At 48.9% G+C, this 12949-nt stretch carries 12 protein-coding genes; 10 read left to right on the forward strand and 2 right to left on the reverse strand.

Features of this window, described 5'->3' with window-relative positions:
* The first annotated feature begins 193 nt into the window (after nt 1-193).
* From gap to secG, 4 genes are all read left to right on the forward strand, one after another.
* The gene (gene gap / locus EIH22_RS05495) at nt 194-1198 is read left to right on the forward strand and encodes a type I glyceraldehyde-3-phosphate dehydrogenase (protein WP_124054819.1); all 1005 of its coding nucleotides are present in this window, start codon (nt 194-196) and stop codon (nt 1196-1198) included.
* A gap of 85 nt (nt 1199-1283) precedes the next feature.
* Nucleotides 1284-2477: a phosphoglycerate kinase gene (locus EIH22_RS05500; protein WP_124054820.1), complete on the forward strand. Its 1194-nt coding sequence runs from the start codon at nt 1284-1286 to the stop codon at nt 2475-2477.
* 2 nt (nt 2478-2479) lie between these two features.
* The gene (tpiA, locus tag EIH22_RS05505; RefSeq protein WP_124054821.1) at nt 2480-3256 is read left to right on the forward strand and encodes a triose-phosphate isomerase; all 777 of its coding nucleotides are present in this window, start codon (nt 2480-2482) and stop codon (nt 3254-3256) included.
* 113 nt (nt 3257-3369) lie between these two features.
* On the forward strand, nt 3370-3615 hold the full coding sequence (gene secG, locus EIH22_RS05510; protein ID WP_124054822.1) for a preprotein translocase subunit SecG: 246 nt from the start codon (nt 3370-3372) through the stop codon (nt 3613-3615).
* A gap of 129 nt (nt 3616-3744) precedes the next feature.
* On the opposite strand, the gene tal is transcribed toward secG, so the two are convergent.
* Nucleotides 3745-4842, reverse strand: a complete 1098-nt coding sequence (tal, locus tag EIH22_RS05515; protein ID WP_124054823.1) for a transaldolase — start codon at nt 4840-4842, stop codon at nt 3745-3747.
* Between the two features lie 17 nt (nt 4843-4859).
* Nucleotides 4860-6935, reverse strand: a complete 2076-nt coding sequence (tkt, locus tag EIH22_RS05520) for a transketolase (protein WP_124054824.1) — start codon at nt 6933-6935, stop codon at nt 4860-4862.
* 129 nt (nt 6936-7064) lie between these two features.
* On the opposite strand from tkt, the gene xerD reads away from it, so the two are divergent.
* From xerD to EIH22_RS09105, 6 genes are read left to right on the forward strand one after another with little or no spacing between them, the layout of a single operon-like run.
* On the forward strand, nt 7065-8009 hold the full coding sequence (gene xerD, locus EIH22_RS05525; protein WP_327537491.1) for a site-specific tyrosine recombinase XerD: 945 nt from the start codon (nt 7065-7067) through the stop codon (nt 8007-8009).
* A 31-nt stretch (nt 8010-8040) separates the two neighbouring features.
* The gene (locus EIH22_RS05530) at nt 8041-8898 is read left to right on the forward strand and encodes a ParA family protein (protein WP_124054825.1); all 858 of its coding nucleotides are present in this window, start codon (nt 8041-8043) and stop codon (nt 8896-8898) included.
* The gene (locus EIH22_RS05535) at nt 8882-9796 is read left to right on the forward strand and encodes a segregation and condensation protein A (RefSeq protein ID WP_160149029.1); all 915 of its coding nucleotides are present in this window, start codon (nt 8882-8884) and stop codon (nt 9794-9796) included. The genes EIH22_RS05530 and EIH22_RS05535 overlap by 17 nt, the downstream gene beginning before the upstream one ends.
* On the forward strand, nt 9793-10359 hold the full coding sequence (gene scpB, locus EIH22_RS05540; protein WP_124054827.1) for an SMC-Scp complex subunit ScpB: 567 nt from the start codon (nt 9793-9795) through the stop codon (nt 10357-10359). Before EIH22_RS05535 ends, scpB begins: the two co-directional genes overlap by 4 nt.
* Nucleotides 10356-11111 carry a pseudouridine synthase gene (locus tag EIH22_RS05545; RefSeq protein ID WP_124054828.1) on the forward strand — a complete coding sequence of 252 codons (756 nt, stop codon included), beginning with the start codon at nt 10356-10358 and terminating at the stop codon, nt 11109-11111. Before scpB ends, EIH22_RS05545 begins: the two co-directional genes overlap by 4 nt.
* On the forward strand, nt 11111-12904 hold the full coding sequence (locus EIH22_RS09105) for a prephenate dehydrogenase (RefSeq protein WP_327537492.1): 1794 nt from the start codon (nt 11111-11113) through the stop codon (nt 12902-12904). The genes EIH22_RS05545 and EIH22_RS09105 overlap by 1 nt, the downstream gene beginning before the upstream one ends.
* Nucleotides 12905-12949: the final 45 nt, after the last annotated feature.

Consider the following 12949-nt stretch of genomic DNA (forward strand, 5'->3'; position numbering starts at 1 on the left):
GAATCAGCTAATTGTGAAAGACGCTCGAAGAAATTCCCTTTGGTCCTGTTATATAGATGTCAATGAAGGTAGAATTATCTTCGGATCGAGAACGATCTTGCATTTTTGCGGGGAAGTTTTCGTGAGGTCGCGGGATCAATCCGCGATGAAAATCTCATACTACGTACATTTACGTGTACAAGGAGGATTAAGAGTGACTATTCGCGTTGGAATCAACGGATTTGGCCGTATCGGCCGTAACTTCACCCGTGCAGCATTGGCTTCGGGTGCAGATTTTGAGATCGTAGCTGTAAACGACCTCACAGATAACAAGACTCTTGCACACCTGCTTAAGTACGACTCAATCCTCGGCAAGCTTGACGAAGATGTAACCTACACCGAAGACTCTATCTCCATCGGTGGCAAGGAGATCAAGGCTCTTGCTGAGCGCAATCCTGCCGATCTTCCTTGGGGTGAACTAGGCGTGGACATCGTTATCGAGTCTACCGGTCGTTTCACAAACGCTGAGGACGCAAAAGCTCACATCGAAGCTGGAGCCAAGAAGGTCATCATCTCTGCTCCTGCAAAGAACGAAGACGCAACGTTCGTTCTTGGTGTAAACCACAAGGACTATGACGCAGAGAAGCACAACATTATTTCGAACGCTTCTTGCACCACTAACTGCCTTGCACCTCTAGCCAAGGTTCTTCATGAGGAGTTCGGTATTGTGAAGGGTCTTATGACCACCGTTCACGCTTACACCGCTGATCAGAACCTTCAAGATGGTCCTCACTCGGATCTTCGCCGTTCGCGTGCTGCTGCACTGAACATCGTTCCTACCAAGACCGGTGCAGCACAGGCTGTTGCTCTCGTACTTCCAGAACTCAAGGGCAAGTTCGATGGCTACGCACTTCGTGTTCCAACCCCAACCGGTTCCGCAACGGACCTCACCTTCGAAGCATCGCGTGAAGTTACTGTTGAAGAAGTCAATGCAGCAGTCAAGAAGGCAGCTGAAGGTGAACTCAAGGGTATCCTCGCTTACACCGAAGATCCAATCGTTTCGAAGGACATCGAAACCGATCCTCACTCCTCGATTTTCGATGCTGGTCTCACCAAGGTCATCGGAAACCAGGTCAAGGTTGTTTCGTGGTACGACAACGAATGGGGTTACTCCAACCGCCTCGTTGATCTTACTTCCCTCGTTGCTTCGAAGCTCTGATCACCTACTGTCATGAAAAATGTATGAGTGCCCGTGCTTTTTGTGCGGGCACTCATCATCTTAGGTCAATTGATTAAGGATTTTTATGAGGACTATCGATACCCTCGGCGATCTCAACGGAAAGACCGTATTTGTCCGTTCAGATTTTAATGTACCGCTCGATTCCAACAAGAACATCACCGATGATGGTCGTATTCGTGCGGCTTTGCCAACTATCAACAAGCTTCTCGACGCTGGTGCAAAGGTCGTCGTTGCAGCTCACCTCGGCCGTCCAAAGGGTGAAGTGGACCCAGAGTTCTCGCTCGCTCCTGTGGTAGGTCGCCTCTCAGAACTTCTTGGTAAGGAAGTTAAGCTCGCAGCTGATACCGTTGGCGAAGATGCCCACGCTCTCGTTTCCAAAATGGAAGCTGGTGAAGTCGTTCTGCTCGAAAACGTTCGCTTTGGCAAGCGTGAAACTTCTAAGGACGACGCCGAACGCGAAGCCCTAGCAAAAGAATATGCTTCGCTCGCAGATGTTTTCGTTTCCGACGGATTCGGTGTTGTTCACCGCAAGCAGGCTTCGGTTTATGACATTGCAAAGGAACTTCCGTCAGCTGCCGGCGAATTGGTTTTCAAGGAAATTGATTCTCTATCCAAAGCCACCAACAACCCAGAACGTCCATACACCGTCGTCCTCGGCGGATCAAAGGTTTCAGACAAGCTCGGGGTTATCGATAACCTTATCGAAAAGGCCGACCGTCTTTTAATCGGTGGAGGAATGGCATACACATTCCTTAAGGCACAAGGCTACGAAGTCGGTTCCTCTTTGCTTGAAGAGGACCAGGTAGAAACCGCTAAGTCTTACATCGATAAAGCAAAGGCAAACGGCGTTGATCTACTCCTTCCAGTTGATAACGTAACTGCTAAGGAATTTAAGGCTGACGCTCCTGCATCGGTTTATGATTCTGAAAGTATGCCGTCCGACGAGATGGGTTTGGATATTGGTCCAAAGTCAGCTGAGCTATACGCAAAAACTATTGCCGAGTCGAAGACAATCGTTTGGAATGGACCAATGGGCGTTTTCGAATTTGAAGCATTTTCTGCAGGAACTCGTGCGGTTGCACAGGCTATGCAGGACGCTGAAGGATTTACGATCGTAGGTGGTGGCGATTCCGCAGCCGCGGTCCGTACCCTCGGTTTTGATGAAAGCAAGTTCAACCACATTTCAACTGGTGGAGGTGCTTCCCTTGAATATCTCGAGGGCAAGGTACTTCCTGGAATTTCCGTTTTGGAGGATTAATCATGACACGCACCCCACTTATGGCTGGAAACTGGAAGATGAATCTTGATCATCTTGAAGCTACCGCTCTTGTTCAAAAGCTTGCTTGGACTCTCAAGGATCTCAAGCATGATTACTCGAAAGTAGAAGCTGCTGTTATCGTTCCTTTCACTGACATTCGTTCTGTACAAACACTGATCGAAGCTGATGAACTGGAGCTAAAGTACGGCGCTCAGGACGTCTCGATCCACGATGCAGGTGCATACACCGGTGAAATTTCCACTGCTATGCTCACGAAGCTCGGCGTTACCTACGTCGTCGTAGGACACTCAGAGCGTCGCGAGTACCATGGTGAAACCAGCACACTTGTTGGACAAAAGGCTAAGAAAGCCCTTGATGCGGGTATGACTCCCATCATGTGTTGCGGCGAAGCGCTTGAGATCCGTAAAGAAGGTACTCACGTTGAGTACGTTCTTTCGCAGATCGAAGAGATGCTTGCTGGTCTTTCTGCCCAAGAAGTTGCCAAGTCCGTTATTGCCTACGAACCAATCTGGGCTATTGGTACCGGCGAAGTTGCAACCCCAGAGAACGCACAAGAAGTTTGTGGAGCAATTCGCTCCAAGGTTGCTGACCTTTACGATGGACCTACTGCTGAAGCAGTTCGTATCCAGTACGGTGGATCGGTGAAGTCTTCTAACGTGCAAGAGATTATGTCTCAGCCAGACGTTGACGGCGCACTCGTTGGTGGAGCTTCATTGCAAGCGGACGAATTCGCAAAGATCGTCACCTACCAGGCATGATTTTCGATAGTTTGTGGGTTACGAATTAATTTTCGTAACCCACAAACTTCTTGTAAGATGTGCCTAGTATTGTTTTAGTCAGCGCATAGACTGCAATCTGAAAGTAGCAAACTTTGAAAACCATATTGATTATCTGCTCAGTCCTCCTCGTCATCACCAGCCTTTTGCTCATTGCGACGGTGCTCCTTCACAAGGGACGCGGTGGCGGAATTTCAGATATGTTTGGTGGAGGATTGTCAACGTCCATGCGTTCATCAGGGGTTGCTGAACGGAACTTAAACCGCATAACTATTGGCGTTGCCATTACTTGGATCATCGTCATTTCGTTGATCGGTCTGATCATGAAATTCGGTTCCTGATCCTAAAAACTGGCTTCGCTGTTTTTAAACTTAAGCATAAGCACTCGTTTTCTATTTGTGCCAATGTAAAAGATGGGGCGGGTATCTTTGATAGATACCCGCCCCATTCTGGTTTCCGATTGCCAAACCTTAGCTCATTGCTTCTTCAACAGTCTCAATGAGCTCATTCCAAGCAATCTCAAACTTCTCAACACCTTCATTTTTCAACTTGATCATTGCCTTATCGAAGTCAACGCCAAGCCGAATAATCTTTTCAATCGTGCGTTGGCCTGCATACACTGAATCCCGGATCGTATCACCGGTGATCTCAGCGCGATCAAGCGTTGCATGAAGAGTTTTCTCAGGCATCGTATTGACGACGTTCTTCGAAACCAACTGGTCAACATAGAGCGTGGGGGAGTAGTTGGGATTCTTAACTCCCGTCGATGCCCACAGTGGACGCTGCACGTTAGCACCAAGCTTTTGGAGCTTTAGGAACTCGTTGGATTCTTCGAAGATCTCCATGTATGCACCATAAGCAACGCGAGCATTCGCTACACCTGCACGCCCTCTCATAGCGAGTGCGTCGGGTGAACCCATAGCTTCAAGCTGGGCGTCGATTTCAGTATCTACCCGCGAGATAAAGAACGAAGCCACCGAGTGAATCACAGAAAGGTCAATCCCCGCCTCGTATGCTTTATGAAGACCTTCAATATAAGCTGCAGCTACTTCGCGGTACCGTCTCTCGGAGAAAATCAAAGTGACATTCACTGAGATACCATGTGCAATCGCATGGGTGATAGCCGGTAGACCTTCCTTCGTCGCGGGGATCTTAATCATCAAGTTAGGACGATCAATCGTCTCCCACAGCTTCTGCGCCTGAATGAAAGTTTGTTCACCTTTTCGAGCAAGGCGAGGATCAACTTCGATAGATACTCGGCCATCAACTCCACCGGTTTCAGCGTAAACCTGGGCAAAAACATCGCAAGCTTGGCGAACGTCGTCGGTAGTGAGCTTAAAGATCACATCGTCAGCATTCTTTCCTTTAGCTGCTAGAGCAGCGATGTCCGATGCATACCCGATACCGTTGGAGATAGCTGCTTGGAAGATCGATGGGTTCGTCGTAACGCCGACGATTCCAGAATTATCCACTAGATTTTGCAGGTTTCCAGAGGTCAGACGTTCGCGAGACAAATCATCTAACCATACCGAAACGCCTTCGTTATGAAGTTCATCAATTGTACTCATATCGATTGACCAGCCTTTCACTGCTGGGCTGCAGTAATTGATTCTTTCGCTGCTGTGACCACGGCCTCAGCAGTGATTCCATACTTCTCGAACAACCGCGTTCCTGCTGCCGATTCGCCAAAATGATTGATACCGATCGATCGTCCCGCATCGCCAACTATTCCTGCCCAGCCGAAAGTGGCGCCAGCTTCCACGGATACTCGGGCCTTCATTGCACTCGGAATAACGGATTCCTTGTACTCAGCCGACTCATCATTAAACCACTCGAGTGACGGCATCGAAACCACGCGCGCCGAAATACCTTCGGTAGCAAGATTGGTACGTGCTTCGAGTGCTACGGATACTTCCGATCCCGTCGCGATTAGTATCACGTCCTCGCCATCAGCTACTACGTAAGCGCCACGAAGAACACCTTCAGCGCTTGCATATGCGCCTTCACCACGTTCGATGACGGGAAGGTTCTGACGTGAAAGAACGATTCCTGCCGGACGATCGGTACGCTCTAAGATACCACGCCATGCATATACAGTTTCATTGGCATCTGCTGGACGAACGAGATCGAAATTAGGAATGCAACGGTATGCCCATAGGTGTTCGACAGGCTGATGAGTTGGGCCATCTTCACCAACGCCAATGGAATCATGAGTCCAGACGAAGATTGAAGGAACGTTCATGATTGCGGCCAAGCGAACCGCGGGACGCATGTAATCGGCAAAGACGAAGAAGGTTCCGCCATAAACTCGGGTCAGACCATGGAGCGTAATTCCGTTAAGAATTGAGCCCATAGCATGTTCGCGAATACCAAAGTGGAGAGTACGGCCGTATTCGTTACCAGTAAATACCTTTGAAGAACGATCTGCCGGAAAGAACGAAGGTTCGCCCTTCATAGTAGTGTTATTCGATCCGGCGAGATCAGCAGACCCACCCCAGAGTTCTGGCAAAACATCTTTGATTGCGGTAAGAACTTCGCCTGACGCGGCTCGAGTTGCGATTGACTTTCCACTTTCAAAAATTGGAAGGGAGTCCTCCCAGCCCACCGGAAGTTCCTTCTTCAGCAGGCGCTCAAGCAAACGTGCCTTTTCAGGGCGGTCGTTCTTCCACGCATCGAACTTCTTCTGCCAAATATCACGAGCTTCCTTAGCGCGCGTTGCTGCTTGTTCACGCGTGTAACCGATAACGTCATCAGCGACGTTGAAGGAAACTTCAGGATCCAATCCGATTGCTTCCTTAAGTGCGCGGATTTCTTCGTCTCCAAGCGCATTGCCGTGTGCGCTTGCCGTATTTTGTTTTGTTGGTGCTGGCCAACCAATAATGGTCGAAAGCTTAATGATAGAAGGCTTATCGGTCACCTTCTGAGCCTCGAGAATTGCATTGTATAAAGCGTCAAGGTTTTCATTGTAACCGTCGGCTTGGCGCCAGTTCACTGACTGTGTATGCCAGCCGTAAGATTCGTAACGCTGGAGAACATCTTCTGAGAATGCGATCTTGGTATCGTCTTCGATAGAAATCTCATTTTCATCAAAAATAAAGATCAAGTTACCAAGCTTTTGGGTACCCGCAAGTGAGGATGCTTCCGATGTTACGCCTTCTTGAAGACATCCTTCACCAGAAACTACATAGATGAAGTGATCAAATGGACTCTCACCGGCAGGTGCATCTGGATCAAGTAATCCACGTTCGCGGCGTGCCGCCATCGCCATTCCGACGGCGGAAGCGAGACCTTGTCCGAGCGGACCGGTGGTCATTTCGACGCCCTTAGTATGCTTGTATTCCGGGTGTCCGGGAGTAAGCGAGCCTTCGGTTCGGAGAGCTTCAAGATCTTCGAGCTCTAATCCGTAACCTGCAAAGTAAAGCTGGTTGTAGAGCGTTAGCGAGGAATGCCCTGCCGAAAGCACGAAGCGATCGCGACCTAGCCATTCGTCGTCTGAAGGATCGTGGCGCATTACTTTTTGGAAAAGAGTGTAGGCGAGAGGGGAGAGTGAAATCGCAGTACCCGGGTGACCGTTGCCTACTTTTTGCACTGCGTCAGCAGCTAAGGCACGACCGGTTTCTACGGCGCGTTGATCGAGAGTGGTCCAGTTAAGGTTTTCCATTTACTTGCTCCTTACAACCATACAATTTTGCTGGTTAAATTAGCGTTAGAAATAAGTGTCTTCCACTGTCAAGAATATAGTCTTTGAGATCAAATTGTGTAGGACGTCAAGTATTGAAAGGTGTGTCTGGTGAGAGGTTTATCAGAAGAAATATCAGATATGCTGGCAAAACCCTGCCGGCAATATTTGGCACATTTGCGGGTAGAACGCGCTCTTTCTCGACATACCGTCGATGCCTATACCTCAGACCTTAACTACTACGTGGAACACCTTACACAGCAAGACATAGGCAATTTTTGTGATGTTTCCGAAACAACTATTCAGGAATTCATCGACGACCTTCAAAGCTCGCAGTGTAAAAAACCATTTTCTCGATCCAGTGTGAACCGCATGCTTGCTTCGATTCGAGGGCTTCACAAATTTCTAGTATTAGAAGGCATCGTTCACAATAACCCAGCCGCGGATATCAAACCACCAAAGATGCCTCAGCGTCTTCCAAAAGCAATTTCAATTGCTCAGATGCAACGACTTATTGAGGCAACAATGGCGGAAGAAGAAGTAATCGCGTTGAGGAACAGAGCTCTCTTTGAATTGCTTTATGGTACTGGAGCCCGAGTATCCGAAGCCGTCGGTTTAAGTATTGACGACGTCGATTTCAATCAGGCGACTATTCGACTTTTCGGAAAAGGGAATAAGGAAAGAATTCTGCCGCTTGGTCGTTTCGCCATCGATGCTTTGAATGCGTATCTAGTTAGATCTCGACCAGTGCTGTCACGGAAGGGCCGAGGAACACCAGCTCTCTTTTTGAACAAACGGGGTCAGACGCTTTCTAGGCAATCTGCATGGGAAACGATCCAAAATGTTGCTCAAAAAGTGGGATTAGAAGGTATTTCACCACATACCTTCCGTCACTCCTTTGCGACGCACCTGCTACAAGGCGGGGCAGACGTACGTATTGTCCAAGAAATGCTCGGTCATTCTTCAGTAACTACGACTCAGATCTATACGAAAGTGACGAGGGAAACACTCCAAGAGGTATATGCAAATGCTCATCCAAGAGCACGGCGTAAATGAGGAATCAGAGATTTTCAGGTAGATTATTACTGTGAGCGCAGAACAAACTTCAATCCTTAATGAAATTAACGCGGAACGGGATTTCCCACTACCATCGGATATTTCCGAGCATGGTCCCGCCCGCATCATTGCCATGTGTAACCAGAAAGGTGGCGTTGGTAAAACGACGACGTCGATTAACCTCGCTGCCGCTTTAGCAGGTTATGGGCGTAAGGTTCTCCTTGTTGATTTTGATCCCCAAGGAGCTGCATCTGCAGGATTAGGAATTAATGCAAATGCTTTGGAGCGTACCATCTACAACGAGATGATTGCTGTGAAGCCTGATGTTCGCGAGGTTATTTGCGGAACATCGGTTCCAAACTTAAACATTGTTCCAGCAAACATTGAACTCTCGGCCGCTGAAATTCAACTAATTAACGAAGTCGCCCGTGAGCAGTCCCTGGCCCGGGTTCTTCGTCCAGTCATGGGCGAATACGATGTGATCATCGTTGATTGCCAACCGTCGCTTGGTCTCCTCACGGTAAATGCACTCACTGCCGCTCATGGAGTGTTGATTCCACTCGAAGCCGAGTTTTTCGCGATGCGCGGTGTGGCTTTGCTAGTCGATCAAATCGAACGAGTCCAAGATCGGCTTAATCCGAAACTCCACATCGACGGTGTTCTGCTCACGATGGTTGACACCCGAACGATCCATGCCCGTGAGGTAATTCAGTTGGTCGAAGAGCGATTCGGCGATTTGGTTTTCGATACTAAGATCGCGCGCACCGTAAAGTTCCCCGATGCCACCATCGCCGCGGAACCAATTACCACGTATGCGCCAAACCACGCTGGCTCTCTTGCCTATAAACGGCTTGCTAGAGAGTTGATTGCACGTGGCGCAAGCGCATAACGATTCTCTCGTTCAAGATGACCTCTTTGCTGAATCACGGGATAAATTTGCCGTTGATCTAGATATTTTCCAAGGCCCCTTTGACGTACTCTTATCGTTAATTGCACGCCATCGATTGGATATTACAGAAGTAGCGCTTGCTCAGGTCACAGACGATTTTTTAGCTTTTGTTTCATTACATGATGAATTAGATCTTTCCCAAGCTTCAGAATTTCTGGTGGTTGCGGCAACGCTCCTAGATCTTAAAGCCGCGCGTCTACTTCCGCATTCTGAAGACGATCCAGAAACACTTGAACTCCTCGAAGCGCGCGACCTTCTCTTTGCGAAACTCCTGCAATACAAAGCGTTCAAGGACGTGGCAACAGATATTTTTGTTCGTATGGAGAGACAAGGACTGGCTTTTGCGCGTGAAGTTGATTTGGAGCCACAGTTCAAAAAGATGCTTCCAGAACTTCAATTAAATGCCGATCGGACTGATTTGGCGATCTTTGCTGCTCGGGCATTTTCAAGGAAAGCGGATGGAGTTACGCTTGATCATTTGCATGATCCCTTAGTTTCAGTGGACTCCCAAGTGACCTTAATTCGAGAAAAATTAATAGTCGGAGATAGAATCTCTTTTCTTCACCTTTGTGAAGATGCTCAAAATGTCCCAACTGTAGTGTCACGATTCCTAGCGATTCTTGAGCTTATTCGATCAGGAGAGATTAAAATTGAACAAGATTCTCCACTTGGTTCGTTGATTATTCACAGGATCAGCCCTGCAAAATCAGCAAGTTCGCTGTTGAAAGAATCGTTTATTTCTTCGCAAATACCTTCGGAGAAACAAGCAAAGAAACCGAATGAAGGCAGCGCCTCAGCGCCGTCGGAAAGTATAAACGGAGACGAGGGACGTCAATGAACGACTCGATGTTTTTCCGAGGCGCTCTAGAAGCGATCCTCATGGTTGCCAGCGAGCCCGTTTCTTCGGCGCTTCTAGCTAATTCCCTAGGAATTTCTGAAGCTGAAACAGACTCTCTACTACGTGCTCTTGCTCATGAATACGAGTCCGGTAGTACTACGCCTCGTGGCTTCACGCTTCGTGAAGTCGGAGGAGGCTGGCGGTTCTACTCACACCCTCGTTATGCCGATTTAGTAGGGAACTTTGTAACTGCCGGTCAATCAAATAAACTTTCGGTACAGGCATTAGAAACACTTGCTGTGATAGCCTACCGTCAACCTGTCACTCGTGCGCAGATTGCGGCTATTCGCGGAGTTGAGGTAGATTCGGTGGTTCGAACTCTGCAAACGCGAGGTCTCGTGGAGCAGGTAGGAACCACGGCTGCTACCGGTGCCGGTCTATATGGAACAACTGATTACTTTTTGGAACGAATGGGTATGAATTCTTTGGCGGAATTGGCTCCGCTTGCACCCTATTTGCCCGAGAATGAAGACTTAGAAGACGTCGAAAAGGAAATAAGATGAGTCGAATTGTACAGAATCTCCACGATCCCCAAGGGGAGCGTCTCCAAAAGGTACTCGCTCACGCGGGTGTCGGCTCACGCCGAGCATGCGAAGACCTCATTGAAGAAGGACGCGTGACCGTCGACGGTCACGTCGTTTCACAGCTCGGAATCCGCGTCAATCCGGAAACCGCCGTCATCCACGTTGATGGCAATAGGATTCAAAGCGACGAATCAAAACTTACCATTGCCCTTTATAAGCCGCCAGGGGTCGTCTCCACCATGCACGACGATCAGGGTCGCCCAACCTTGCAAGATTTCGTTCAGGATCGCACCGAACGCCTATTCCACGTGGGAAGGCTCGACGTCGATACCGAAGGTCTCATTCTTCTTTCTAACGACGGCGAACTCACGCATCGTTTGACCCACCCATCCTTCGAAGTGCCCAAGACGTACATTGCGCGTGTTGAGGGAACAGTAACGCGTGGTCTTGGAAAGGTGCTCGAAAAAGGTATTACCCTTGAAGACGGACCCGTCAAGGTCGATAGCTTTGTATTGCGGGAAGCAGCCCGGAAAAACTCGATTATTGAAGTAACTTTGCATTCGGGGCGTAATCGAATTGTTCGACGCATCATGGAAGAAGTTGGGCACCCGGTTATGGAACTAGTTCGTACCCGGTTTGGAAACATCACGGTTGGTCGCCTTAAACCTGGTCAGACACGTATTATCGGTGGTACTGAGCTCAGTGCGCTAATGAATTTGGTTGAACTCTAATGTGCATCAACTCTCCGGCTCTTACAAAATCTCCGGTGCTTATTATCGGTACCGGTCTTTTGGGTACCTCAATTGCGCTGAGACTCAGGACTAGGGGAGTACAGGTTCACCTTGAAGATATCTCTCCGATCGCTGCACTATTAGCTCAGGACCTTGGCGCAGGAATAATTGAGCCGGTTGAAGACCCTTCCCTCGTCGTCATTGCAGTTCCGCCAGATGTCGCCACTCAGACGATCTCAAACACTCTAGCCAAGTACCCCAACGCAATCGTCACCGATGTTTCCTCAGTCAAATCAAAAATTGTTGGAGAAATCGAAGGTTTTCCTGGGGCCAACCGCTGGGTAGGTTCGCATCCAATGGCAGGGAAAGAGCGATCGGGTGCGATAGCAGCCGATTCTGATCTTTTTATCGGACGTCCGTGGGTGGTTGTGCCATGCCAATCCTCCTCGGCAGTGGCGATCAGTACAATACGCGACCTCGCGCTTGATATGGATGCCTCAGTCGTAACCATGTCCGCTAAAGAACATGATCACGCCGTTGCAGTAGTTTCTCATGTACCACAAATAATGAGTTCGCTAGTTGCAGCTTCACTTGTTAATGAGCCTGCTACCGCACTTGGGCTCTCTGGTCAGGGGATTCGAGATGTTACTCGTATCGCACAATCTGATCCCCTGCTCTGGACCTCAATTATTTCGGAAAATCGCAAGGAGATTTCCTCGGTTCTGCACTCCATTGAAAACAAGTTATCGACTTTGATCAATGCGGTGGATTCACCGTCGAGCCTCCACGTGATTTCTGAGACCATTGCCAGTGGAAACGAAGGAGTTTTTAGGATTCCAGGCAAACACGGAGGAGCTCCTGCTCAATATGCAGAAGTCATCGTACTGGTTCCTGATAAGCCTGCCGAGCTTGGTCGATTGTTCACTGAAGTAGGTGAAATCGGCATTAATATCGAAGATTTTGCACTCGAACATTCACCGCAGCAACCAGCTGGACGAGCACAACTTTCCGTGTTGCCGGCTTATGCTCGAGACCTCGAATTAGGACTTGAAAAGCGGGGATGGCAAGTTATTAACATGTCTAGGAAGGACATCATGCCTCTGGTTGTAGCTATTGACGGACCATCCGGTTCTGGTAAGTCTACAGTTTCGCGTAATTTAGCTAAGAAATTAGGCTTGGCTTACCTCGATACCGGTGCTATGTATCGCGCGGCAACATGGTGGGCTCTAAACCAAGGCATTAGCCTCGACGATGTCCAAGCAGTTTCTGAAGCTACCAAGACCATGCCACTTGACATCAGCTTAGACCCTGAAGAACCCCAATTCTTCTGCGATGGTCATGATATCTCTTCCGATATCCGCACCTCAGAACTCTCAAAAGTTGTTTCTAAGGTGGCCACGAACCTCGAGGTTCGTGCGAATATGAAACAGCGTCAGCGCGACCTCATCAAGAAAGCTACTCAAGCTCAAGGCCCATCAGGTGGAAAGGGTATCGTCGCTGAAGGTCGAGATATTACCACTGTTGTAGCGCCCGATGCCGATGTGAGAGTTCTATTAACGGCGTCAGAAAATGCCCGCTTGCGGCGCCGTGCACTTGAAGTCCGTGGTAGCGATGACGAAAGCACTCTTGCTGCAACGCGTGACGAAGTGATACGCCGTGATCGCGATGATTCTACGGTGTCTGATTTTATGACTGCTCAAGATGGCGTCACGACGATCGATTCTTCGGAATTAACGATTGATCAGGTTGTCGCTACCATCGAAGCGCTAACAACGGAGGTCCCACGTGGCTGATGATTTTACCGAAGAATTCGACGATGAGATGGAGTTCGACGAAGC

Source organism: Arcanobacterium ihumii, from assembly GCF_900604515.1.
Lineage (GTDB): Bacteria > Actinomycetota > Actinomycetes > Actinomycetales > Actinomycetaceae > Arcanobacterium_A > Arcanobacterium_A ihumii.

Bases quoted from the DNA above. Each gene is read 5' to 3' on its own strand.
- scpB (WP_124054827.1), top strand. From the start codon at position 9,793: ATGAACGACTCGATGTTTTTCCGAGGCGCTCTAGAAGCGATCCTCATG.
- tkt (WP_124054824.1), bottom strand. From the start codon at position 6,935: ATGGAAAACCTTAACTGGACCACTCTCGATCAACGCGCCGTAGAAACC.
- EIH22_RS09105 (WP_327537492.1), top strand. From the start codon at position 11,111: ATGTGCATCAACTCTCCGGCTCTTACAAAATCTCCGGTGCTTATTATC.
- EIH22_RS05500 (WP_124054820.1), top strand. From the start codon at position 1,284: ATGAGGACTATCGATACCCTCGGCGATCTCAACGGAAAGACCGTATTT.
- EIH22_RS05545 (WP_124054828.1), top strand. From the start codon at position 10,356: ATGAGTCGAATTGTACAGAATCTCCACGATCCCCAAGGGGAGCGTCTC.
- tpiA (WP_124054821.1), top strand. From the start codon at position 2,480: ATGACACGCACCCCACTTATGGCTGGAAACTGGAAGATGAATCTTGAT.
- tal (WP_124054823.1), bottom strand. From the start codon at position 4,842: ATGAGTACAATTGATGAACTTCATAACGAAGGCGTTTCGGTATGGTTA.